The following is a 23,279-nucleotide window of genomic DNA, read 5'->3' as shown; positions in this document are numbered from 1 at the left end:
GATTAAAACCACACGACGATAGATGGGTTGTAGATTATATGTGTAATTTTTCAAGCGAAGAAAGTTTCGAAGTTGTCAGCAACATCTACGAAAATCCAGAGATTTTGGAGGTAGAAGAATGAAACCAAAAAAATATCCATATTCAGGTTCTCAAAACACAAACAGCAAACAAGACAGACTTAGTCTGATTGAGGTTATAAAATACGAAACAATTAATGTATCAATTGTAATTAGGGAAGGGGATAATAGTGAGATATTAGCAAAATGTGTAATTCGTGCTTATGGCGAAACATTATCATTTATAGCAACATTGCCAGTAAAAGGAACCGGGCTTTCGAAACAGAAGCAAGCATTATTTAAAATCAGGCTTTATCAAAGAATTGAAAAAATGGGGAGCAAGAAACTTTTAGAAATCAATCGTTTCATTTGGTCGAACATGTGCCTGGAAGAATTTAACAAAATAGTTACTCAGAAAGGAGGTTCATAGCATGCAGCTAAGATTGAAAGAACTTAGAGAGGACCTAGGGCCCTCTGTCAAAGATATGGCTAGGGATACGGGTGTTTCACAAAATACAATTCACTTGTATGAGAGAGGTGGATATCCGTCCATAAAGCAAATTGAAATGATTGCTAAAACCTATGATGTGAATCCTGCTTGGTTAGTTGGATGGGTAGATGATGCAATGCAACCTGCAATTCAGGTAGTTGAGAAAATTATATACAAAGAAAGTCCAACAGCAAGATTGCCAGATTATCACAATAACAATAACGACGGTAAAATTATCAAATGGGTTAAATCCAAAAGATACATGGGAGGTAAGGCTTGGTCAAAAAGAACTTAACAAAAGCACGAAGGGATTATCTCGAGTTTGAACTCGATGATAAATATTTAAAGATTGATAAACTTATCGGTCAACGAAGGCATGAGTTGGAACGATTGTACGAGGTTAAACATCTTACTGTTCCTGGTATTGATGATACTGGAGCAAGTGGCAGTGGGACATTCGTCAACAGGTCAGAGAATCTAGCGGTTGCTTATGCAAGCGATCCTATGATTTTAAGATTAGAAAATCTCCAAAACGCTATTTCCCAATTACTAGAGAATCTAGAACCAGATGACAAAAAAATCTTTTATCTTCGCTGGGGGGAACATACTGGATACGACTGGATTCAAGTTTGGCACATCATGGAGAACGGAGAAACTGGGTACTTATATAGACACAGCAAGCAGATTTACAGAAGACGTGAAGTTATTCTAGACACACTTTCAAATTTGCTCTTTATGTAAAGTTGTCAAAAAAACATATAGAATTGACAAAAACAATGTGGTAAATTAGTATCATGAACAATAGCAGAGAGGAAACCTCTGCTTTTTTTTGTGCACTAAAAAGGAGGTGAGGATATGTGGTAGTTGTCGAACCAATCAGAAATAGAGATGATGTCCAGCTTATGATTGAATGGCTGACGTTGCATAGCGCAGTCAAAGAATCAGATAGACAACGCAACCTCATGCTCTTTCTGTCTGGTGTTAATCTGGGATTTCGTATTGGTGATATCGTTAAACTGAAAGTAAAGCACGTTAAAGGTTGGCATGTCCAGATCGTCGATGAAAAGACAGACAAGCCAACCAAACGAAAGATGCCAAAGAAATTCAAGAATGCTATGAGGCAGTATATCAAAGATAAGAAAGATGAAGATTTCCTCTTTCCAAGCCGAAACGGAAAGCACCAGCATATCAAACCAAACACAGCTTATAAGATTATCAAGAAAGCTGCTGAAGAAGTCGGACTGGAAAACATAGCGACTCACTCAATGAGAAAGACCTTTGGTTTATTTATGTACGAGCAAACTAAGGATGTCGCTCTGATAATGGACCTACTGAACCACTCAAGCCAGAGTATTTCACTGCGATATATTGGCAAAAATCAAGATTCACAAGACCGAGCCATGACGAAGTTTCAAGGCTTTTAATTTTTTTATTTTAATATCAATTCATTGTTTTGAGGTTATGATGATTTCATTCAACACATGCAAGATAAACGCTTGATAAATCTGACTTAAAACTCATGTAGCGAATTCACTAGAATATGTAAAACAAGGAATTGAGATAGCAAAAACAAAGGAGTTTACATAGTTATGAAAGGCATTATTAAAAGACTTTTTAATAAAAGAACCACATCGATAATAAATGATTGAAGTTTCAACAAGAGCAGACCGAACAGAGTTTTACAATTCAGGAGACTGGAGAGAGCTTCGGAAGTTAGCACTTGAACGTGATCACAATGAATGTGTTTGGTGTAAAGCTGAAGGAAGAACTACAACAGACAATCTAGAAGTTGACCACATCAAAGAGCTAGAGTTCTATCCAGAGTTCGCTCTTGATCTCGACAACCTAAGAACTCTTTGTAAGGAATGTCACAATAAACGTCACGGCCGTTTTCAATTTCGAAAATCAAAAAAATTGATTGAGAAAAATTTCAGAACAGATGAATTTTGGGGATGATAACACCCCCCGGTCAAAAAAATCCAGTGTTTTTAAGGTTTTGGGAACCGGTGGGAGGGGTTGACTGTCCAAATTTTTAACAAAAAAATAAAGGGGGTGGGGGGTAATGGAAGAATACTCGGAAAAAAATGTAAAAGAATTAGAAAATCAGCTACTTTCTAAAATCGGCTATTTTAGTCCTAGAAAAAAGGATGCGGTTCAGTATGAAAAAGTCAATCGCTATATTTATCTTGTGAGGTTACTTTATGAGCTGAAAGCTCGTCTGCATGAGGACGGACTTGTCGTCACTGTCCACAATGGCCAACAAAGATTCCAAAAAGCAAATTCTCTCATCAAGGAAATCAACACAACAAGTAATCAGCTTTTGGCTATTGAGCGGTCGTTTGATTTTGAGATTGAGAACTCGCCTGTCGAGAAATCTACGTCTGGAAGTGATCTGTTATGATTTCTCATCCGCTGGTTGATGACTACATCAAAATGGCCGAGAGTGGAGAACTCGTCGTCAACAAGGAAAGAAAGTTGCTGTTTAAAATTATCAAGGAGAAAATTTATCCTCGTGATGATTTGTATTTTGATAATGACTTGATCGACAAGTTCATTCGGTTTGCTGAAAAGAATTTTTTCCCTCTGGCAAAGTACCAACTTTTTTTGGTTCCATTTATTTTTCTTTTTCGGAAGGAAGACGGGGAGCCACACTTCGACGAGTATCTATATACTTTAGCTCGTGGGGGTGGTAAGAATGGTTTCATGTCTGCCAGATCTTCATTTTTCATCAGCCCTCTTTATCCAATCAGAGATTATGATGTAACCATCACCGCTAACTCTGAGAAACAGGGTAAGGTTTCTTTTGAGGAAGTCTATGAGACTATTCAAAGGCGCGGTCTTGAGGACCATTTCTATCTAACTAAAATGTCTATTACAGGTCGAGCGAACAACTCGGTCTTTTCTTTTCGGACCAATAATCCGAAGACTATGGACTCTGCTCGTGATGGCTGTCTTGAGTTTGATGAGATTCACCAGTTTGAAGATGACAAGGCTGTCAAGGTTCAAAGGTCTGGTCTTGGTAAAATTGCTCATGCTCGGACTTTCTACAACGGGACGAATGGATATGTGCGTGAGGGGTTTTACGACAAGCTGATAGAGAAGTCTATGCAAATCTTGAATGGAGAGGTTGATGATTTCAGGCTATTCCCCTTTATCTGCAAGCTAGACAATGCGGATGAGGTGGATGATATGAAGAATTGGCCAAAGGCAAATCCGATGTTGGATGAAAGCACTCCTTACGCTAAGAGGTTGCTCGCAAGAACTAAGGCTGACTATGATGACCTTGAGTTGGAGCCGTCTGGCCGTCAGGAGTTCATGACTAAACGGATGAACCTCCCTGAAGCGGACCTTGAGAAAGATGTGACCTCTCGGGATAAGTTGGTAGCTTGTCTACGGTCTCCTGGTATCGACTTGAAAGGTCGGTCATGTGTTGCAGGGTTTGACTATGCGAGTATCCGAGACTTTGCAAGCGTTGGTTTGCTATTTAAGAATGGGGATGAGTTTATCTGGAAGCAACATTCATTTGCACGCAAAGCATTCTTGAAAGCTTTCAAGCTAAAAGCTCCTATTGAAGAATGGGCTGAAAAAGGTCTTTTTACAATCGTTGATGGCCCGAGTATTGATCCTCGGCTTTTGATTGCCAAGCTTGAGGAATGGAGAAATCTTTATCAGATTGAACTTGTATGCGCCGATGGCTTTAGAATGGACTTGCTGAAGCCATTGTTAGAAGAGGCTGGGTTTGAATATGAGTTCTTGCGCAATCCTGGGGCGATTCAATCCAAGGTCGCACCAATCATCGAAGATGGATTTGCGAATGAGCGGTTTATCTTTGAAAATGACAACTCTATGATTTGGTATACAGATAATACCTATGTCAAAGAGGACAAGGATGGCAATAAGCGTTTCTTGAAGAAAGAGCCTGTCAGAAGAAAGACAGATGGGTTCCATGCTTTGATAGCTGCTCTCTACAAGCGTGAGCTTGTGCAAGAGTCAAATATTGGTGAATTCCTTGACATGATTGATAGTTGGGAATTTTAATCTAAGCATAAATTTTGGGTGGGTGGTCGGCAGAAATTAAAAGAAAGGAGGAAGTGCATTGGGGTTACTGAATTTATTTAAGCGTGAAGTGCCAGAGGTTGGTTTTGAGTTCGAGGACCTTGAGCGGATGTTTGGCAATCTGCAATTAAAAAGCTTAGCGATTGATAAGTCAGCTGAGTTCATCGCTCGAATTTTCGCTAAGTCAGCATTTAAGTATCAAGAAAATGGCAAGGCTAAGCCTTCTGATTGGGACTACTTGCTGAATGTAAGACCGAACAAGAACGAATCTGCGTCAGATTTTTGGCAAAAAGTCGTATACAGGTTGATTACTAAGAATGAGGTTTTAATTGTCCTTACAATGGATGACCAGTTGTTGGTTGCTGACTCTTATACTCGGACTAAATATGCTGTTTATGATGATGTGTTTGAGTTTGTAACTTGTAAAGGTTTCACATTTGAGAAGCGTTTTAGGATGAGTGAAGTCATTTTCTTACAGTACAACAATAATCGACTGCAAGATTATATCTCTGACTTATTTGCCGATTACGAGAAGTTGCACACTCGTTTGGTTGAGGCTTTGGCTAGAAATAATCAAATCAGAGGAACTCTCAAAACAAAAAACAATGGGAGTTTTGATAAGGAAATGCTTGCGAAACTTCAATCTTATGCAGAAATTCTTTTCAAATCGTTCAATACTAAAACGATTGCCATTGTTCCAGCTCAAGATGGAATGGAATACACTGAGCATACGAATACAACAGGGACTTCAAATATTTCTGTTGACGAGTTAAAGAAATTTCGTCGGCAATTTGACGATGAGGTCGCTGATATCTTAGGGATTCCAACAGCTTTAATTCATGGCGACATGGCCAATCTAGAAAATAGCCAAAAAATGTTTAATAGTTATTGCTACCAATCACTCGTTAAGAAAATGAGTGATGGGCTTAATTTCGCCTTGGTATCAAGACGGGAATACGAGCGCAATAATCTATTTGTAATCATTGGCGAAGGTCAGAGAGATAAGTTTGCACTTGCTGGAAGCATTGATAAGCTTATTTCTTCTGGAGCAATGACTCGAAACGAGGTGCGCTCTGAACTTGGCTTAGAATCTGTCCCTGGTGGCGATAAATTCCTCATCACCAAAAACTATCAACTTGGTGAACAGTTAGAGAAAGGAGGTGAGAAAGAAGATGAAAGTAATTCCGATTAAGGGTACGATTGTATCAAACAATGACAGATGGCTTTACGACTGGCTTGAGTGGGATGCAACCGCTCCGAAAGATGTTGTCCTCCCTGAAAGTGGTGAACCAATTGAGGTTCATATCAATTCGGGCGGTGGAGATGTTTATGCTGGTAGTGAAATCTATACTGCTCTGCGCTCGTATCCTGGTGACGTGACCGTGAAGATTGTCGGCATTGCAGCAAGCGCAGCAAGCGTGATTGCAATGGCAGGAGATACGGTTGAAATTAGTCCGACTGCCCAAATCATGATCCATAATGTTTCAACGCAAGTAAACGGGGACCATAACACTCTGCTTCATGAGGCTGGGGTACTAGAAGGGTTTAACAAGTCTATCGCTAGCGCTTATGTCCATAAGACTGGCAAGGCACTTGATGACCTGCTTGGATTGATGAACAAGACTACCTGGTTTGATGCTGAGTCAGCTTTGAATCATGGATTTGTAGACAAGATTATGTTTACAAATGAAGTTGCTCCGACTCTGGTAGCGAGTGAAACTCCTATGATCCCAAGTGATTTTATCGAAAAAATGAGGTCAGCAATGACACCAGATATCGATAAAATCGCCGAACTGGTAGCTGAAAAGCTAGGAGCTAAACTACCAAATATACAAATCGACAAAGAGGCTTTTGAAAATAGCGAATTCGTACAGAAGAAATTCAATTTTCCAGAAAGTCCAGAAAATAACACAGACAAGACTGTTCCTAAAGGGTTCGGTCTTTTTATGTTTTAAGAAAGGAAAAAACAGAATGACAATGCAATTATCTAACCAATTTGAAAAAAAACGTCAGGCATTTTTGAATGCTGTTGCAAATGGTGCACCTCAAGAAGAGCAAGCGAAGCTATACAATGACATGATCGAGTCCATGACAAATGAAATGATGGCTCAAGCTCGTGATGCTGCCCGTGAAGAAGTTTCTACCTTGAATCCATACGATGCCAAGTTGACCGCTGAAGCTCGTGAGTTTTTCAATAATATTGAAAAGACAGCACCTGAAGGGATTGAAAAATTCATCCCGCAAGAGATCATTGACCATATCTTTGAAGATTTGGTGCAAGCTCGCCCACTCCTTCAACATATCGGCCTTAAAAATGCTGGTATTCGCTTGAAATTCCTCAAATCAGAGCAAACAGGCCAAGCTGTTTGGGGTAAAATCAATGGAGAAATCCAAGGACAACTTAAACAAAAATTCAATGAAGAAGAAGCAATCCAACACAAATTGACTGCTTTCGTTGTAATTCCAAAAGATGCTGAAAAATTCGGCCCAGCTTGGTTGGCAAAATTCGTCTCTGTTCAAATCACAGAAGCCTTTGCAGTTGCCCTTGAAGCTGCTTTCTTGAATGGTGATGGGGATAATAAACCTATCGGACTTACTCGTACTCTTACAGGAACTGTTTCAGGCGATCATACAACTCATGATGAAAAAACAGCTCAAACTACTAAGTTGACTTTTGCCGACTCAGCAACCGTAGTCAAAGAATTGACAAAAGTATGTAAATACCATTCAACAAAAGCTGATGGCACTACTCCAGTTGCAGTTGAAGGCAACCTTGTAATGGTTGTTAATACAGCCGATGCTTGGGATGTGAAGAAACAATACACTTCATTGAACGCCCAAGGAACCTACATCACTGCAATGCCATTCAACATTATCTTGGTAGAATCTGTGGCGCAGATGGCTGGTAAAGTAACTACATTTGTCAAAGGTCGCTACGATGCCTTTGTCGGTGGTGGTATTTCACTTGGTCGCTACACAGAAACCTATGCTTTGGAAGATTTGAATCTCTACACTGCTAAGCAATTTGCTTACGGTAAGGCTCACGATGAGAAGACTGCGGCAGTCTGGACTCTACAACTTCCACAAGCCTAATCTAGGAGTTGAATCATGACTCCAGAAGAACAACTTCATCCACTCCTTAAATCTTTCAAGGAGCGGATGAGGATTTTTCATACTGGAGAGGATAACAACCTCTCTAAAATGTTGGAAAGTTCTGAATCAGCCATCCTCAGTCTGGTCGGTAGCAAGGACTCTGCTGATCCACGAGTGAGAGAGCTTATTTTAGAACGTGCTCGATATGTCTACAATGACCAAGTTGAATTTTTCTACGGGAACTTTCAAGGGGATTTGATGGCATTATCACTAGAAAATTACAAATTGGAGGAAAAACATGATTAAGGTTTTAAAAGGCTTTTATGACCTCAAAGAAGGGGTATATCGTTCTACTGGCCAAGAGTTTGAAGCGACAAAAGAGCGCTTTGATGAAATCGATGGAGCGCTACCTGGCTTTGTTGAATGGTCACAAAAACAACCAGAAGTAACAACGCCTGATGTCCTATCAGACTAACCGCCCTAGCTATCGCTACAAAAAGCCCGAGGTTCAAAATGGAGACCTAAGAACCCCCTTGACTTTCTATACTTCTAAAGTCGAGGAGGGGCTTCATGGTCGTGATGTGTCTCATGAGAAGGCTTTTTTTACGATGGGCCAAGTTTACTCCCCTAGTTTCAAAGACATCGAGATTGCAACTGGTAAGTCTATGCAAGCTAAGATGACTTTGAAAATTCGAGATCCTTTGTCTGATTATCAGCCAAAGAATGAGCATTTTGTCGAAGTTGGCGATATTCGTCTAGGTGGCAAGAAATGGCAAATTATCGATGTTCGTCCTGATTTTGACAATCGGGATTTTTTGATAGTCGTTATTGGTGGTGGTCAAGATGTCTAGTGGAGCAGAATTAAGAGGCTTTGATGATGTTCTTAGAAACCTTGAAGTTCATCTTGGCGATACTAAGGTCAAACGTGCTACTAGTCGTGCCTTGAAAGCAGTTGCAGATGAGACTCTAGAAGAGTTCAAAGGTGCTCTGCAGGTCTACAAAGATACTGGAGAAACCGTTGAAAGTGCTACTGCTGGACGTGTGACGGGTCTTGCTGCTGGCGTCCCTGTTGTGAAAATCGGTTTTGGTGAAGGGTCTCGTTGGCGCTTGGTTCACTTGAATGAGTTTGGATATGGTAAGAACCCACATCCAAGGGGGTTCGGTGTCATCAGACGTTTTTCAGAGGCTCATGCTAAGACGTACAAATACAGAATCGCTAGTCATTTGAAGACGGAGGGGTTTTAGATGGTCAAAGATAAGTTTAATGAACTCTATGAGGCTTTGAAAAAAGATGAGTCTTTAGCTGGAATCAGTATCAAATCTTTTAAACGTCCTGACTCGTTACCAAATAATGAGCCAAGTATTGTTATTAGACCAGTTGGTCCGCCGATGCAGGCAGTTCATGGCAGTAATACGAGTCTGGCTAAGACATTTATCTATCAGGTCAATGTAGAGTCTACTAATTATACGGAGTGCAAAGTACTCCAAAGAAAAATCGAAAAGATTATGGAAGACCAGGAATTTTATCAAACCAGTGGTGGTTTGGATGAATGGATTCCAGAAATCAAACGCTATGTAGACGCTCGGACCTACAAGGGGCAGAGTGCTCTATACGAAGAATACTAAATTAAAGAAAGAGGTGCTATAAATGGCATTAGTTGGTTTTAAACGCATGACAATTCGTGTGTTGGATGGGGAAGCTACTCCAACACTTGGGAAAAACCTTTTCGTGGTAGAAGGTAAAACCGGTGAGGGTGCGACTCGTACCGCTAAGATTACAGGACTTTCAAGTGAACCTGTTAAAACTTACGGAAGCGATGTCGCTTATTACACATCAAAACGCGGTGTAGGTGATGTGAAGATGGAAATGACAGCAGTTGACATTCCTCACATGGTCCTTGCCAAAATCCTTGGGCATGTAGTTAAGGACGAAATCATTTATATTGGTGAAGATAGTGATGCTCCACTTTGTTCAGTTATGCTTGAATCTAAAACAGCAAACGGCACGAAAGCGCAAGTTGGTTTCTTCAAAGGTAGCTTCTCAATGGATGCTGAGGAGCTTGAAAGTCTTAAGGAGAAGCAAGAGGAACTTCCAGATGACAGCTTGAGTTTCTCAGCCATTGCAAGCGATGATGAAGAAATCAAAGGTAATTACTATGGTAAGTACATTGGTAATGACGAAGAAAAAATCAAGAAACTCAAAGGTCAACTTAAAATGGTTGCTGCAGGGTAGGAAGAGGGCGCAAGCTCTCTTTTTATCTTTTTTCTAGAAAGGAAAGTAAATGGCTAAGGTTAAATTTTTAATTAAAAATGAGAAAGGTCAAGATGTTCAAAAGACTAGTAAGGAAATTACTACTAAGGATTATCGTGACTACCTGATTCTCAATGAAGCACTATCTTCTGACTTGTCCGAAGTTGAAAAGCTAGACAAGCAATTGGAATTCATCGCCTCATTATTTGAAGATTTGGAAGTGGAAGAACTTTTGAAATACACAGATATGGCGGATATTTTTGCGGTATTTGCAGATATCTACTCTCATCTGGTGGGTGATGTTGACCCAAAGGAGAAAAAATAAAGCCAAGTGAAGCGCTGAAACGGTTTTATGGCTTTGTCAAGCAAGCTACTGAAGGACCGTACGGCATGAGTATCCGTGATGTTATGGATACGAGCTGGGAGGACCTTATGGGCGTTCTTGGTGAAACTGAATCTGCTAAAACTGAGGAAGTCATGGATCTTGCTGACTTTCTAGAAATGATTTAAAAAGGAGGATTTGAATGGCAGGTGGAACGCCGTTAGGTCAAATGTATATCGAGCTAGGGCTGGACGTGTCGAAGTTCAATCCTACTCTAAATGGTGCTAAGAATGCGGTTAAATACTTTCAAAGCAATGTGAAGGCGCTAGACAGCTCCCTTAAAAACAATGGGAAAAACACAGACTTGCTTCAAGCTAAGTACAAGACACTTGGGCAAGCGATTGAAGCGCAAAGAAAAGTCTTGGACCAGATGAAGAAAAGTTTTGATACTCTCGAACCTGGTACGGCTAAATTTGATAAGGCCGCTGCTGAGATTGAACGTGAGAATGCTAAGTTGGCAGCCATGGAAGGTCAACTCCGTAGTGTGCAACAAGCTTTGATTGCTGTTGGTAAGGAGAATAGCTTTGCGAATCGTATCAATAAATTTGGTGACGGACTTATCAAAAGTGGCGATAAAATCAAGAATTTTGGTGATAGTGTTTCGAGCTTAGGAGGTAAGTTGACTACTGGCTTAACTCTCCCGTTGGTTGCTAGTGTTGGTATGGTTACGAAAGCAGCTGTCGACTATGAATCTGCTTTTGCAGGTGTGAAGAAGACAGTAGATGAGACTGCAACCGTATCCTACAAAAACCTATCTGATGGCATTCGTCAGATGGCTAAAGAATTGCCAGCTAGTGCGGTTGAAATCGCAAATGTCGCTGAAGTGGCTGGCCAGTTGGGCATCAAGGCAGAGGATATCCTTACCTTCTCTCGAACTATGATTGACATGGGAGAATCAACGAACTTGAGTGCTGAGGATGCTGCGACCGCTATCGCTAAGATTGCGAATATCCTTGGTTTGACATCAGACGAATACAAACGATTTGGATCATCTGTTGTTGACTTGGGTAACAACTTTGCAACAACTGAGCGTGACATCGTTGAGATGACCAATCGTTTGGCGGCTGGTGGTAAGTTGGCTGGTCTAACTGCCCCAGATATCCTTGGTCTTGCTACTGCGATGAGTTCGGTTGGTATTGAGGCTGAGGCTGGTGGTACCGCTATGACACAAACCCTTACGGCTATCGGTAATGCAGTTTCATTGACCACTAAGGACTCAGCAGATGATCTAGCTTTAATCGCCAAAGTCGCAGGAACGACATCGGAGGAATTCCAAAAAGCTTGGAAAGAAAAGCCTGCTGAAGCTTTGCAAGCCTTTATTAAAGGTCTTAACACAGCTCGTGAGCAAGGTGCGAATATGGATGCTATCTTGATGAAATTAGGCATGACAGGTATTAGGCAAGGAAACATGCTTAAATCTCTAGCCTTATCATCAGATAAAATGAGCGCAGCAGTTGCACGTTCAAACAAGGCTTGGAAAGAGAATACTGCTCTGACAAATGAAGCCAATAAGCGATATGAGACCACAGAATCACAATTGAAGATGTTCAAGAACCAGGTAACTGACTTGGCTATTGAATTTGGGGGTCCACTTTTGAAGGCTCTCCGTGACGGTCTAAAAGCTGGGAAACCTTGGATTGACATGCTAGCTGAAATGGCTAAGCATTTCAGTTCCATGTCTGAAGAGGAGCAAAGAAATGTTCTTAAGTGGGCAGCGTTAACCGCAGGAGCTGGTCCAGCGTTAACACTTTTTGGAAAAGGTATTGGAATTGTAGGGGGCTTGACAAAAGGAATTGGCTGGCTTACTAAGGGAACTGGTAAAGCGGTTGGCGGCATGTCTCTAATGCTCAAGACTTTCCAAGCTTTTAGAACAACCGGAAATCTATCATCTGCCTTTAAATTGGCCTCTGGTGGAGCAGTAGCGCTTGGGAATGCGACTGCATCAGCATCAACTTCAACAGGGCTTCTAACAACATCAATGGGGACGCTTGCGAATCCTCTAGGTTTAATAGTCGGAGGTCTTGGTCTTACTACCGCCGCTCTTGTTTATCTTGGAAACGAGAAAGACAAGGCTCGTATCAAGACGGAAGAATTTGGCTCTCAGTTGAGCGATACTGCTCGTGGAGAATTGCGAAGCTTTCAAAAGACTGTTGATGAAACCAGTACAGCAGTCGCAAACTTCGGGACTCGTGCTGGAGATGCTGAAAAGGTATCTGGAGCCTTTAAAAAGCTCTATGAAGAGATTGCTGCTGCTGCGGATAAAACAAACAAACGTATGGAGGAGTTGGGCGCTAAGTGGGGTCTCAGTGAAGAAGACATTGCGAAAGCAAAAGAAAAAAATGCCCAGATCGTGTCTAATACTGAGTCCATGATGAATCAAATCAATGAGATTTATCAGCGACATAATGGTGATGCGAGCAAGTTCTCTCAAGAGGAGAAAGAAATCATCCTGAACAATCAGAACGAGATGATTAAGGCAAAACTCTCGATGATGGACTTGTCAGCTGAGCAACAGAAGGCAGCTTTACAAGCTTTGAATGGCGATGTCAGAAGTCTGAATGAAACGCAATTGAAGCATACTAAAGATGTTTTGAAACAAGCGCTTGATGAGGAAAAGAAACTCTACGAGAACTCAAAGAGTGAGTTGAAAGAGTTGCTTGATGGAAAAGCTATCGATCAAGAAACTTACAACAAGAAAATGCAAACTCTAGAAGCAAACCACACTCAAACGATGGAAGCTTTGGGAAGTAAGTATTATCAAGTCATGCGAAATCTTGATGATAAGGTGAAAGCTCGAACTGGCCAAAGTTGGAACTATTGGGAAGAAGCCAAAAAAGTTCTGGAAGAATACGGCCTTTCCTATGAAGAAATCGGGAAGAAAGCTGCTGAAGCTTCTCAAAAGGTAGGTAATTCGCATAGTATTCTTGCTAACTATACTAGTGAGATGAGCAAGGAAGTGAAAGAGGCTAACGATGCCTGGTCGTTGTTGGTCGGTAACATTGATAAGAATGGGAATTTCCAAGTAAAATCCAATGTTAAGGAAGTCATCGGAGAGGCTGCTAAATCTGCGGAAGGTTGGGAACAATTGCAGTTCATTGCTAAAACTGCGGATATCAACTCAAACGCTCGTGTGACTATCGCTGAGGCTCTTGTCGAATCTGGTAAATGGAAAGACATGACCCTCGAAGAGAAACAAGTAATCGTCAAGAACCAAGCTGGTTTACAAGCCATCTTTGATAGTGAGACCCATCTTAAAACATGGAACAGTATGCCAGCCGAAGTCAAAGAACTCCTTATGAAAAATGCTGATGTCATGAACAAGGCGGAGGAAGCCTCAAAGGCTCTGTCTAACTATGAAGCTCTGAAACCAAAACAGAAGGAGTTGCTGGCCAATGATGAAAGTGTCCGAACAGCAGTCGCTCGCTCAACTGATACTCTGACGACCTGGAATGCGACCACACCGTTTACAAAAGATTTGAAAGCTGATCCTACGAATGTTTTGAACAATGGTCAGTTATCTATCGATAAGATTACAGCTTGGAATTTTGCATCTGCTGAGACTAAGTCTCTGGATGCGGTGGATAATACTAGCGCAGCTGTCGGAAGTGCTATTTTGAGTGTTAATTCACCGAAACAAGAAGCTCCTATCAATTTGTTTGCTGCTGACCAGACGGGCGGTGTGAGAAATGAGACGAGCGGGGCTATCAATGCTATCAAGCAGTACGACCCAGTGAATATCCTTGCCAAGAATGGCACTAATGACACTGTCAGCGAGGTCAAAAGTGGCGTCAATGGTATCCAGGACAAAACGGTCACTATCAACGCTCGAGACAATGCTTCTGGTGTTCTTTCAGGCATTAAGAGCTGGATTGATAGTGTTACTGGTAACTTCTTTACAAATATCTTTGCAAGCAAGCATGCACACGGGACTAACTATCACCCTGGAGGGCTTGCTATTGTCAACGACCAAAGAAATAGCAACTACAAGGAAATGGTCACTCTGCCAAATGGCCGGAGCTTCATTCCTCAAGGCAGAGATGTATTGCTTCCTCTTCCGAGAGGTTCTAAGGTTTTGCGAGCTGACAAGACTAGACGTTTGATGCGTGAGATGGGCGTTCCTAAATATGCTTCTGGTATCGGGATCCCGAGTGATGCAAAATTTCTTCGTGAAATAGAACAAGCTCAACGTAATATCACTATTCAGACTACAAGTGTTCAGAACGGGCAGGATACAGATAAAATCGTGTCTGAGATGGCGATTCTGAGAGCAAGTTTAGAAAAATTGCTTACTGCTATCCTTAACAAGGACACAAACGCTTATCTGGACAGCTCAAAAGTTACGGATATTGTTACTAAAACTCAGAAAGAGCGTGAGAAAATGCTACTAAGAATGAAAGGGGTGATTGAATGAGCGAAGTGACTATGCGTTTTAATAAAACAGATTTACGAGAGCTTATTGAAATTCATGACATCCAACGTGATGTCGGGAACAATCGCTCTATCTCTATCGATCATGCCCCAAGAATTGGCGTGAATATCCAGCAACAAACGATTGATGCAAAATATATCAAGGTGGACTTCTCCATCTGGTCCGAAGACAGAAATACCCTCAAGCACAAGCTTGCGGGTATTTTTAATGTTGATGGTCCTAAAGAATTGACCTTTTCAGATGAGCCAGACAAGTATTATCTGGCCATGGTAATTGATGATATCTCTATGCAAGAGGCAAGCGGGAGACGTTCAAACGGCTCTATTAAGTTCATCATTCCTGACGGCGTGGCTCATAGTTCAGCCTATAAGCGATTTGATAGCGACAAAAACGCAACTAGCGAAGCAGGAAAGATGGTGTTTGATCTTACAAATAATGGCACAGAGAATGCATTTCCAATCGTTAAAGTCAAACATAATGCTGAGAATGGATATATCGGTCTAGTTAATCAAAATGGAACCTTAGAAATCGGGAACCGTGAAGAAGCCGATACCGAACCATCGCAAAAATCAGAAATCTTACTTGATTTTAGAGGTGAAAAAATCACAAACGGACTGGCTAGCGCAGCAAAGAACCAAGCCATCACAAATGACCGGACAGAATATATTGTCGGGACAGCTGAAATGATTAATCTTTGGGAACGTCCACACGTTAGATTGAAAGATTTACGAGGTGAAACTAAATTACACAACTACGCTACAAGTTTGACCTGGGCAATCCCTAATGATAGCACAGGCAGCACTGGGTCCCTGAATGATTATTTTTGGTGGAGACAAGTTTTTTGGTCCGAAGCTAATAATCAATATGGATTCATCAAGGTGACAGTTTCAGATGAGGCAGGCCAATTTTTGTATGGTGTTGAGACCTTTAAACGGTCGCTAGGTTCTGAATGTGAGTTCAATTTTTTAGCCAGCGATGGTCAAGGTGGATATAGGATTCTAAAGCGATGGAATTTTGATGGAACTACAACAGGAGATATCAATCCTTTTAGTGTAGCAAAAGGGTGGTCAGATTTAAAACGGAATGATGGCAAGGTACAAGTTTTTTATCAAGGATCATACTCTACTTTTATCATTCCAGAAATTGAGGGTAAAAAGTCCGTAAAAATTCACATTACAATTGGAGCGTACAGAGACAATCCAATCGTCTCTCACATGTATCTTGATGAATTGTACTACCGCAAAGATTTTGTCCCAACAACGAATGACATCCCCAATCGTTTTCCAATAGGCTCGAATGTTCTAATCAATAGCGAAGATGACACGGTCTATATCGATGGGATTGCAAAAGCTAACGAGATCGTCGATGGGTCACAATGGTTGTCTATTCCTCCTGGCAAATCGAAATTAGAGCTGTACTTTTCTAGCTTCATTAAAAAACAACCAACAGTGACCATTGAATTTGAAGAAAGGTGGCTATAATGCTTTTAACGATTCACGATGCAAACTTGCAAAAGGTTGCTTTTGTTGATAATAGTAAGCAGAACACGCTTAATTATTATAACGATACTTGGTCAAGAGACATGCCAACAGGGTCCTCAACGTTTGAGTTTACAGTCTTTAAGAAAGCAATCCAATCAGACACAGCTTCATCGAAGGCCTATCAGCATCTAAACGAACGTGCTTGGGTGTCATTCCGACACAATGGGCGCACCTACCTCTTTAATGTGATGTCAGTGGAGGAAAATGAGCAGACAATCAAATGCTATTGTGAGAATCTCAATCTTGAATTGATTAATGAGTTAGTAAATCCTTACAAAGCAACGAGAGCCATGACTTTTGCAGAATATTGCAAGGAGATGGCTTTATTGAACTATGCTCATCTCACTATTGGAATTAACGAGATTTCAGACCAGCAACGCATCCTTGAGTGGACGACGCAAGAAACAAAACTTGCTCGCTTGCTTAATCTTGCGAAACAATTCAATGCTGAGATTGAATTTGACACACAATTAAAGGCAGATAGCACGCTTAAGAACTTTACTGTAAATATATATCACGAACACGACGATACACACCAAGGGGTTGGTCGTATTAGGAATGATGTGGTTTTAAAATATGGTAAAAATATTAGCTCTATCACTCGGAAAGTGGATAAAACGGGTATTTTCAATACAATTCGCCCGACCGGGAAAATGCCGACTGTTGAGGTTGAGGACAGTGGGGAACGTCACGTTTCAAGTCAAAGAGTCAAAAATGCGGATGGTTCGACAACTGAAACGATCATTCGCACAGCATCCGATGGGACAAAGAGTAAGACGATTGTCCACACTAAAGTCACAAAACTGGCTGATAAAACACGCATTACAACAACCACCACAACTCGTTCAGATGGCTCTATCGAACAGACTGTGACGACCAGTAAGAAAGGCGGGCCATCTAATACTGAGAAACGAATCATAAAACCTCCTAAGAAAAAAGAGAAAGAAACCGAACCCGAAAAAGAGGTTCTGACTATTGAAAACTTGGGAGATTGGTCTATCAAAAACGAGAGGGGAGAATTAGAGTTTTACCAAAGAGGGCAACAACTGTATGCACCGTTGTCCATGCAACTCTATCCCTCAACTTTCACTTCAGCAACAGCTGAGGACCAGTGGACAAGACGAGACTTCGACTTTGACACAGACGAGCCAAACGAGTTGAGACGGCTTGCTTATCTGAAATTAAAGCAACATTGCTACCCTGCTATAACCTATGAAGTAGATGGCTTTGTGGACGTAGAAATCGGGGACACAATCCAGATTTATGATGATGGTTTTAGTCCTGCTTTAATTGTAAAAGCACGAGTTACAGAACAGAAAATCAGCTTTACAAATCCGGCAAGTAACAAGACCACTTTTGCGAATTTCAAAGCGTTAGAAAACAAGCTGTCAGATGGTATTCAAGCAGCCTTTGAGCGACTTTTTGAAGCATCCAAGCCCTACACTATCAAGCTGGCTACGGATAATGGTGTAGCCTTTAAAAATGGCCAAGGTCAGACGATTGTGACCCCTACTTTGATGAGAGGGAACAAGGTCATCAATAGCGGATGGCGCTGGGTAGTGGATGGTGTAATCAAAGCCACAAGCCCTAGTTACATTGTGAGGGCTGCTGACATCAACCAAAAGATGGTTTTGACGGTGTCAGCGTGGATTGATAACAAAGAGGTAGCGTCCGAGCAGTTGACTCTTATCAATACGTCTGATGGTCTCCAAGGTCAAAAAGGGGACACGGGACCGAAAGGTGACCCTGGACCACAGGGAGCAATAGGTCCTAAAGGAGACCGTGGAGAGAAAGGCGAAAAGGGAGACCGTGGACTCCAAGGTTTGCAAGGTGCTAAGGGTGACCAAGGTATCCCTGGACCTAAAGGAGCGGACGGCCGTACACAGTACACTCACATTGCCTACGCTGATACTATCTCAGGTAGTGGATTTAGCCAGACTAATGATGACAAGGCCTATGTAGGGGTCTATGTTGATTTCAACTCAACTGACAGCGTCAACCCTGCTGACTATCGCTGGACGAGATGGAAAGGTCGTGATGGCGCTGATGGGCTACCAGGTAAAGCTGGAGCAGATGGAAGAACACCTTATGTTCACTTTGCGTACTCTGACAATGCGGATGGTTCTGGTTTGACACTGACAGATAACGGACAGCGTTATTTTGGTCATTATTCAGATTATGAGAAACCTGATAGCTCAGATAAAACTAAATACAAATGGGTTGATCGTTGGGCTAAAGTTGAGGTTGGTGGAAGAAATCTCTTTCTTAATTCACTATTCAAACATAGTCTAAGAGAGCGATACTCAACTTACTTTTTAGATGATAGTCAGGAGCAAACACAAGGACAGCTTACCTTAAGCATAGATACTAATAGCAAATTCAGAGGAGCTAATACTTTGAAAATTGTATCTACTTATAACGGTAAGGCGACTAATCAAAAAGTTACGTTTAGAACCGGTGGGGATACACGTTTGGACACCGCTGACGAGATGAAAAATAAATCTGTTCGTTTTAGTTTTTGGGCAAAATCTACTGTCAATAATACGAATTTTCAAGCTAGAGCAGGGTATAGAAATACTATTCAAGGTGTCTCGCTGACTACGGATTGGAAATTTTATGACATTGAGTTGACGAAAAAAGAAAACTCCAATGCAAGTAATGAACTGATTTTACATGTTTTTACTGCTGCTACTGTTTGGATTGCCTTCCCAAAAGTAGAGGTAGGAACAGTCTCTACAGACTTTTCAGAAGCTCCCGAAGATGTTCAGAGGGATATAGACTCTAAAGCCGACCAGGGGCTGACTCAGGAGCAACTGAACGCTCTCAATGAGAGAGCTGGAATTATCCAGGCTGAGCTTGAGGCCAAGGCTAGCGCTGACACGCTTGATAACTGGATAAAGGCTTACAAGGACTTTGTCCAGTCTAACGAGACAGCGAGGGCACAAGCTGAGAAAGATTTGATTTCAGCTACTCAGCGTGTTTCTAACATTGCTAAAGACTTGGGAGAATTATCTGACCGCTGGAATTTCATTGATACTTACATGAGCTCATCAAATGAGGGCCTTGTGATTGGTAAGAATGACGGTAGCTCTAGCATGATGTTCAACCCTAATGGTCGTATTTCAATGTTTAGCGCCGGTGTAGAGGTTATGTATATCTCTCAAGGTGTTATCCACATCGAAAATGGTATTTTCTCTAAAACTATCCAGATAGGCCGTTTTAGGGAAGAGCAGTATCACATTAACCCTGATATGAATGTCATCCGCTACGTTGGATAGAAAGGAGTAAAATGCCTAGATTTAGTAATTCAAGTAACAGCTTATATTTGAATGTGTATATTGATGAAGTTTCAACAGACATTTCAGCTAACACCTCAACCATCAACTGGCAGTTGACAGTTAGTCGCTATACGTACTACCACACATTCAATAAACAGGGAGACAGCACGTTGTCTCTAACTTTAGACGGCCAAAATGTGCACTCTAGCAATCCAGTTTGGGAAGTCTGGGACGGCGAAGTAACTCTCGCTAGTGGTTCAAGCACAATCTCACATAACTCAGACGGTCGCAAGACACTGCCTTTCTCATGTACTTTCAACCCTAACAATGGTTTACATGGAACTATCACAGTTTCAGGAAACCTCGGTCTGACTGCTATCCCACGCTCAAGCTCTGTAAGCGTGAGCGCTGGGATCATTGGTAGTTCGGTTACTATCAATATTAACCGTCAAAGTTCAAGCTTCAGGCATACAGTGCGTTATGCCTGGGCTGGCAAGTCAGGAACGATTGCCACGAATGTAGACACCTCCACAACGTGGACGATCCCTCTTGACTTTGCAAACGACATCCCGACCTCAGCAAGCGGTACAGGGACTATCTATGTAGATACTTATTCAGGATCTACTAAGACCGGAACGCAGTCAACCACACTGACGGCTAGCGTGCCAGCGAATGTGAAACCCACATTTTCAGGGATTTCATTGTCTGACCTAAATGGTGCAGCTCAAAATCTCATCCCTAAAGCTGATACATTCATCCAGGTGATCTCTAACATCAAAGTAGCGTTTAATGGCGCAGTCGGTTCTTACGGCTCATCCATCACTGGATACTATGCTGAAATAATCGGCAAAAACCAGTCCACAAGCTCAAACGGTGGGAGCTTAGGCATTATGAACTATCACGGCACCATCAAAATCAGAGCTAGTGTATCTGATAGCCGTGGACGTTGGTCAGACGCTAGAGAGGTATCTGTCATAGTGCTTGAGTATTTTGCTCCAGCATTGAGTTTTAGCATAGCTAGAACAGGCTCAACCTCTAGCACCTTGACCGCTACGAGAAATGCAAGAATCGCCCCTCTGACTGTCTCAGGCAGTCAAAAGAACTCAATGACCTTGACTTTTAAGGTTGCAAGGCTTGGGACTACTAACTTTCAAGTGGATACAGGACCAGCTACTGGATCCTGGACAAGTATCTCAAACCTAGTCAATTCGCAGGCTAATCTTGCAGGGAACTATCTAGCTAATCAGTCATGGGTGGTTATCGGTATCCTTGAGGACAAATTCACTCGCACTGAGTTCATGGTCAACGTGGCCACAGAGAGTGTGGTCTTATCTTATGATAGGTCAGGGGTTGGTGTCAATAAAATTCGTGAGCAGGGCGCTCTTGATGTGAAAGGTGACATCTTTGCTAATAATCAGCCTATTCAACAGTATCAGTTGACTCAAAATAACGGAAAAGTTTTGAACGCTGAGAGGGACTGGAATGATTACATAAATACTGGGCTATACATGGGGTCCAACCTATTAAACTCTCCTCAAGGAGGGAATGGCTGGAAACATGTGCAGGTCTTTAAGCACAATGACAATTGGGTAGTGCAAGTTGCCTATGATTTTCATGGCCAAATAGCAGCCGTTAGATCTAAAACCAATGGAACATGGAATCCTTGGAAGTATCTTGCAACCGTACAAGCAACTATTTCAAGAAAAATTGAGCTAGGATGGTATGTGAACGGCACTGCTACAAGAAATGGCAACGTGGTTACAATTTCAACAGAAAGAAAAATTACAAATATCAACACAGTTTCAGACTATCGAGAAGTTAAAGAAACAATCCCAGCTGGATTCAGACCAACTCAAGAGGTTAACTTTATCTTACAAGGATTGTCTGACTCAACAGTAACTGGAACGGCTATCTTGCACCTTGCAACAGATGGGAAAATCCGTCTTACAAGTAAATCTCAAGGAAATAAGTATTGGACAGGCACAATAACTTATATTACAAATGACCCTTACCCTTAATAAATGAAAGGAATATATATGAAACTAGAATATGGGACAAAGTCCTTGGAATATGACGGCAGTGGAACAGCATCAGCTACCAAGGTCACACTTGTCAACTCAAATGGTGCTATCGTACCTATCTTGCTACCGGCTGATAAAATCAGTTTGTCCAATACGGAGCTTTTTGAGCTAGCCTTGGAAGCTCTCTATCAGGAGAATTTCCCACAACGTGCTGAAAAAGAGAAATTTAACCAAGTAGAGGCGCAACTCAAGCAAAATAAGGAAATTGCAACTAAGGTAGAGCAAGCGACCGTAGAGAACAAAGAAAACCTTTATGCGGTTTCAACTATCACTGAGGTCTTGAGTGCCGTGGTAGTATCTCAAAATGGTGGCATGCCTACCTTTGCCTATGTAAAGGTAGCAAATTTCATCAAGCCTCTTGTAAAGAGTACGCGATACGGAAACGGCGATATTGTCGCAATGCCGTATCCGTTTGAAACTAATGCTAAATGGCCAAAGGGCACGCAAACTATCTTCATGTTTCAAATGAGAGCAAACGAGGGGTTCACTTGGAAAGATCAGTCACTATCTGATATGCTTCAGCAAGGTGTGCTTACTGTGGTCATGCCTAGAATCGATTAAGGAGGATATATGCAAATCGAATTTTTCAATTTTTTTCGTAGCGTCGTCCAGACTGAAGACGGTCTGGTCTTGTACGCTCTTGCTTTGATTGTTTCGATGGAAATCATTGATTTCCTGACTGGAACGATTGCTGCTATTGCCAATCCCGATATCGAGTATAAGAGTAAAATCGGTATCAATGGGCTTCTTCGTAAGATTTTAGGGGTCCTTTTGCTGATGATTCTTATCCCGATGTCCGTACTCTTGCCTGAAAAGACAGGCTTCGCATTCTTGTACTCGATTTATCTCGGGTACATCGCATTTACTTTTCAATCACTCATTGAAAATTATCGTAAATTAAAAGGAAATGTCACTCTTTTTCAGCCAATTTTAAAAGCATTTCAACGCTTGTTTGAAAAAGACGAAGATAAAAATAAAGGAGAATAACACATGATTAACTGGAAAGTACGTTTTAGCTTTAAAAATAAAACATTCTTATTGCGAGTGGCATTCGCACTAGCTTTGCCAATTCTCGCATATTTCAATCTTAAACTGGAAGATTTGGTTAGCTGGGGAGTCATTTTAGACTTGCTTGGTAAATTCTTCGCGAACCCTTATCTTGTGGGGTTGACGATTGTAAATATTCTAAATATCATTCCAGATCCAACAACTGCTGGGCTTTCTGACAGCAAACGTGCTCTTGACTATCAAGAGCCAAGCGAAGACTAGGAGAGAACAATGAAGAAAAATGACTTATTCATCGATGTATCTAGCCACAATGGATACGACATTACAGGTATTCTGGCTGATATGGGCACACAGAATACGATCATAAAGGTTTCAGAGAGTACAAACTACCTAAACCCTTGCCTTTCTGCTCAAGTCGAGCAATCCAATCCTGTTGGATTTTATCACTTTGCTTGGTTTGGTGGTGACATCGAAGAAGCAGAGCGAGAAGCACGCTACTTCCTTGATAATGTGCCCCAAAAAGTAAAATACTTGTGTCTTGACTACGAAGATCACGCAAGCGGAGATAAACAGGCAAATACAGATGCTTGTATTCGCTTCATGGAAAGTAAAG

The 23,279-nt window shown here is 41.5% G+C and carries 25 protein-coding genes; all 25 read left to right on the top strand.

Annotation, left to right across the window (positions count from 1 at the left end; genetic code table 11):
- The first annotated feature begins 118 nt into the window (after positions 1-118).
- Positions 119-487 (top strand): hypothetical protein, encoded by a 369-nt coding sequence (locus tag HMPREF1518_RS09950; protein WP_033585813.1) that lies wholly within the window; start codon positions 119-121, stop codon positions 485-487.
- A 1-nt stretch (position 488) separates the two neighbouring features.
- Complete coding sequence (locus HMPREF1518_RS09945) at positions 489-842, top strand: helix-turn-helix domain-containing protein (RefSeq protein ID WP_033585812.1); 354 nt, start codon at positions 489-491, stop codon at positions 840-842.
- Positions 824-1,288: a hypothetical protein gene (locus HMPREF1518_RS09940; RefSeq protein ID WP_033585811.1), complete on the top strand. Its 465-nt coding sequence runs from the start codon at positions 824-826 to the stop codon at positions 1,286-1,288. Before HMPREF1518_RS09945 ends, HMPREF1518_RS09940 begins: the two co-directional genes overlap by 19 nt.
- Before the next feature lie 116 nt (positions 1,289-1,404).
- Positions 1,405-1,971: a tyrosine-type recombinase/integrase gene (locus HMPREF1518_RS09935; protein WP_006154871.1), complete on the top strand. Its 567-nt coding sequence runs from the start codon at positions 1,405-1,407 to the stop codon at positions 1,969-1,971.
- A 217-nt stretch (positions 1,972-2,188) separates the two neighbouring features.
- Positions 2,189-2,503 carry an HNH endonuclease gene (locus tag HMPREF1518_RS09930; protein ID WP_033585810.1) on the top strand — a complete coding sequence of 105 codons (315 nt, stop codon included), beginning with the start codon at positions 2,189-2,191 and terminating at the stop codon, positions 2,501-2,503.
- Positions 2,504-2,609: 106 nt separating this feature from the next.
- Positions 2,610-2,948, top strand: a complete 339-nt coding sequence (locus HMPREF1518_RS09925; RefSeq protein WP_033585809.1) for a hypothetical protein — start codon at positions 2,610-2,612, stop codon at positions 2,946-2,948.
- Complete coding sequence (locus HMPREF1518_RS09920; RefSeq protein ID WP_033585808.1) at positions 2,945-4,585, top strand: terminase TerL endonuclease subunit; 1,641 nt, start codon at positions 2,945-2,947, stop codon at positions 4,583-4,585. Before HMPREF1518_RS09925 ends, HMPREF1518_RS09920 begins: the two co-directional genes overlap by 4 nt.
- Positions 4,586-4,643: 58 nt before the next feature.
- Positions 4,644-5,795 (top strand): phage portal protein, encoded by a 1,152-nt coding sequence (locus HMPREF1518_RS09915; protein ID WP_033585807.1) that lies wholly within the window; start codon positions 4,644-4,646, stop codon positions 5,793-5,795.
- On the top strand, positions 5,776-6,558 hold the full coding sequence (locus tag HMPREF1518_RS09910; RefSeq protein ID WP_033585806.1) for a head maturation protease, ClpP-related: 783 nt from the start codon (positions 5,776-5,778) through the stop codon (positions 6,556-6,558). The genes HMPREF1518_RS09915 and HMPREF1518_RS09910 overlap by 20 nt, the downstream gene beginning before the upstream one ends.
- A gap of 16 nt (positions 6,559-6,574) precedes the next feature.
- Positions 6,575-7,696: a phage major capsid protein gene (locus HMPREF1518_RS09905; RefSeq protein ID WP_033585805.1), complete on the top strand. Its 1,122-nt coding sequence runs from the start codon at positions 6,575-6,577 to the stop codon at positions 7,694-7,696.
- Between the two features lie 15 nt (positions 7,697-7,711).
- Positions 7,712-8,002, top strand: a complete 291-nt coding sequence (locus HMPREF1518_RS09900) for a hypothetical protein (RefSeq protein ID WP_033585804.1) — start codon at positions 7,712-7,714, stop codon at positions 8,000-8,002.
- Entirely contained in the window at positions 7,995-8,171 is a 177-nt protein-coding gene (locus HMPREF1518_RS10945; RefSeq protein WP_197018569.1) for a hypothetical protein, read from the top strand. Before HMPREF1518_RS09900 ends, HMPREF1518_RS10945 begins: the two co-directional genes overlap by 8 nt.
- Positions 8,155-8,547: a hypothetical protein gene (locus tag HMPREF1518_RS09895; protein ID WP_033585803.1), complete on the top strand. Its 393-nt coding sequence runs from the start codon at positions 8,155-8,157 to the stop codon at positions 8,545-8,547. Before HMPREF1518_RS10945 ends, HMPREF1518_RS09895 begins: the two co-directional genes overlap by 17 nt.
- A complete protein-coding gene (locus HMPREF1518_RS09890; protein WP_033585802.1) occupies positions 8,540-8,941 on the top strand; it encodes a hypothetical protein in 402 nt (133 codons plus the stop codon). Before HMPREF1518_RS09895 ends, HMPREF1518_RS09890 begins: the two co-directional genes overlap by 8 nt.
- Positions 8,942-9,322: a hypothetical protein gene (locus HMPREF1518_RS09885; RefSeq protein WP_033585800.1), complete on the top strand. Its 381-nt coding sequence runs from the start codon at positions 8,942-8,944 to the stop codon at positions 9,320-9,322. It abuts the gene before it with no gap.
- A 22-nt stretch (positions 9,323-9,344) separates the two neighbouring features.
- Complete coding sequence (locus HMPREF1518_RS09880) at positions 9,345-9,929, top strand: major tail protein (RefSeq protein ID WP_033585799.1); 585 nt, start codon at positions 9,345-9,347, stop codon at positions 9,927-9,929.
- Positions 9,930-9,978: 49 nt separating this feature from the next.
- Entirely contained in the window at positions 9,979-10,272 is a 294-nt protein-coding gene (gene gpG, locus HMPREF1518_RS09875; protein WP_033585798.1) for a phage tail assembly chaperone G, read from the top strand.
- Positions 10,273-10,471: 199 nt separating this feature from the next.
- A complete protein-coding gene (locus HMPREF1518_RS09870; RefSeq protein WP_033585797.1) occupies positions 10,472-14,740 on the top strand; it encodes a phage tail tape measure protein in 4,269 nt (1,422 codons plus the stop codon).
- Positions 14,737-16,239 (top strand): distal tail protein Dit, encoded by a 1,503-nt coding sequence (locus HMPREF1518_RS09865; protein ID WP_033585796.1) that lies wholly within the window; start codon positions 14,737-14,739, stop codon positions 16,237-16,239. The genes HMPREF1518_RS09870 and HMPREF1518_RS09865 overlap by 4 nt, the downstream gene beginning before the upstream one ends.
- On the top strand, positions 16,239-19,577 hold the full coding sequence (locus tag HMPREF1518_RS09860; RefSeq protein ID WP_033585795.1) for a phage tail protein: 3,339 nt from the start codon (positions 16,239-16,241) through the stop codon (positions 19,575-19,577). Before HMPREF1518_RS09865 ends, HMPREF1518_RS09860 begins: the two co-directional genes overlap by 1 nt.
- Before the next feature lie 11 nt (positions 19,578-19,588).
- The gene (locus tag HMPREF1518_RS09855; RefSeq protein ID WP_033585794.1) at positions 19,589-21,595 is read left to right on the top strand and encodes a DUF859 family phage minor structural protein; all 2,007 of its coding nucleotides are present in this window, start codon (positions 19,589-19,591) and stop codon (positions 21,593-21,595) included.
- Between the two features lie 18 nt (positions 21,596-21,613).
- The gene (locus HMPREF1518_RS09850; RefSeq protein ID WP_033585793.1) at positions 21,614-22,219 is read left to right on the top strand and encodes a DUF1366 domain-containing protein; all 606 of its coding nucleotides are present in this window, start codon (positions 21,614-21,616) and stop codon (positions 22,217-22,219) included.
- 9 nt (positions 22,220-22,228) lie between these two features.
- Positions 22,229-22,645, top strand: coding sequence for a phage holin family protein (locus HMPREF1518_RS09845; RefSeq protein ID WP_033585792.1), 417 nt, complete (start codon positions 22,229-22,231; stop codon positions 22,643-22,645).
- A 3-nt stretch (positions 22,646-22,648) separates the two neighbouring features.
- The gene (locus tag HMPREF1518_RS09840; RefSeq protein WP_033585791.1) at positions 22,649-22,927 is read left to right on the top strand and encodes a phage holin; all 279 of its coding nucleotides are present in this window, start codon (positions 22,649-22,651) and stop codon (positions 22,925-22,927) included.
- A 9-nt stretch (positions 22,928-22,936) separates the two neighbouring features.
- Positions 22,937-23,279 (top strand): GH25 family lysozyme (locus tag HMPREF1518_RS09835; protein WP_033585790.1); only part of this gene is annotated, 343 nt, incomplete at its 3' end.

This window comes from Streptococcus sp. SR1 (assembly GCF_000526075.1).
Classification (GTDB): Bacteria; Bacillota; Bacilli; order Lactobacillales; family Streptococcaceae; genus Streptococcus; species Streptococcus halitosis.
The sequence above is the reverse complement of the archived record's forward strand: the minus strand, read 5'-3'. Positions and strand labels throughout refer to the sequence as shown.

Coding starts and splice junctions, on each gene's coding strand:
- HMPREF1518_RS09950 (WP_033585813.1), top strand. CDS start 119: ATGAAACCAAAAAAATATCCATATTCAGGTTCTCAAAACACAAACAGC.
- HMPREF1518_RS09945 (WP_033585812.1), top strand. CDS start 489: ATGCAGCTAAGATTGAAAGAACTTAGAGAGGACCTAGGGCCCTCTGTC.
- HMPREF1518_RS09930 (WP_033585810.1), top strand. CDS start 2,189: ATGATTGAAGTTTCAACAAGAGCAGACCGAACAGAGTTTTACAATTCA.
- HMPREF1518_RS09925 (WP_033585809.1), top strand. CDS start 2,610: ATGGAAGAATACTCGGAAAAAAATGTAAAAGAATTAGAAAATCAGCTA.
- HMPREF1518_RS09920 (WP_033585808.1), top strand. CDS start 2,945: ATGATTTCTCATCCGCTGGTTGATGACTACATCAAAATGGCCGAGAGT.
- HMPREF1518_RS09910 (WP_033585806.1), top strand. CDS start 5,776: ATGAAAGTAATTCCGATTAAGGGTACGATTGTATCAAACAATGACAGA.
- HMPREF1518_RS09905 (WP_033585805.1), top strand. CDS start 6,575: ATGACAATGCAATTATCTAACCAATTTGAAAAAAAACGTCAGGCATTT.
- HMPREF1518_RS09900 (WP_033585804.1), top strand. CDS start 7,712: ATGACTCCAGAAGAACAACTTCATCCACTCCTTAAATCTTTCAAGGAG.
- HMPREF1518_RS10945 (WP_197018569.1), top strand. CDS start 7,995: ATGATTAAGGTTTTAAAAGGCTTTTATGACCTCAAAGAAGGGGTATAT.
- HMPREF1518_RS09895 (WP_033585803.1), top strand. CDS start 8,155: ATGTCCTATCAGACTAACCGCCCTAGCTATCGCTACAAAAAGCCCGAG.
- HMPREF1518_RS09890 (WP_033585802.1), top strand. CDS start 8,540: ATGTCTAGTGGAGCAGAATTAAGAGGCTTTGATGATGTTCTTAGAAAC.
- HMPREF1518_RS09885 (WP_033585800.1), top strand. CDS start 8,942: ATGGTCAAAGATAAGTTTAATGAACTCTATGAGGCTTTGAAAAAAGAT.
- HMPREF1518_RS09880 (WP_033585799.1), top strand. CDS start 9,345: ATGGCATTAGTTGGTTTTAAACGCATGACAATTCGTGTGTTGGATGGG.
- gpG (WP_033585798.1), top strand. CDS start 9,979: ATGGCTAAGGTTAAATTTTTAATTAAAAATGAGAAAGGTCAAGATGTT.
- HMPREF1518_RS09870 (WP_033585797.1), top strand. CDS start 10,472: ATGGCAGGTGGAACGCCGTTAGGTCAAATGTATATCGAGCTAGGGCTG.
- HMPREF1518_RS09865 (WP_033585796.1), top strand. CDS start 14,737: ATGAGCGAAGTGACTATGCGTTTTAATAAAACAGATTTACGAGAGCTT.
- HMPREF1518_RS09860 (WP_033585795.1), top strand. CDS start 16,239: ATGCTTTTAACGATTCACGATGCAAACTTGCAAAAGGTTGCTTTTGTT.
- HMPREF1518_RS09855 (WP_033585794.1), top strand. CDS start 19,589: ATGCCTAGATTTAGTAATTCAAGTAACAGCTTATATTTGAATGTGTAT.
- HMPREF1518_RS09850 (WP_033585793.1), top strand. CDS start 21,614: ATGAAACTAGAATATGGGACAAAGTCCTTGGAATATGACGGCAGTGGA.
- HMPREF1518_RS09845 (WP_033585792.1), top strand. CDS start 22,229: ATGCAAATCGAATTTTTCAATTTTTTTCGTAGCGTCGTCCAGACTGAA.
- HMPREF1518_RS09840 (WP_033585791.1), top strand. CDS start 22,649: ATGATTAACTGGAAAGTACGTTTTAGCTTTAAAAATAAAACATTCTTA.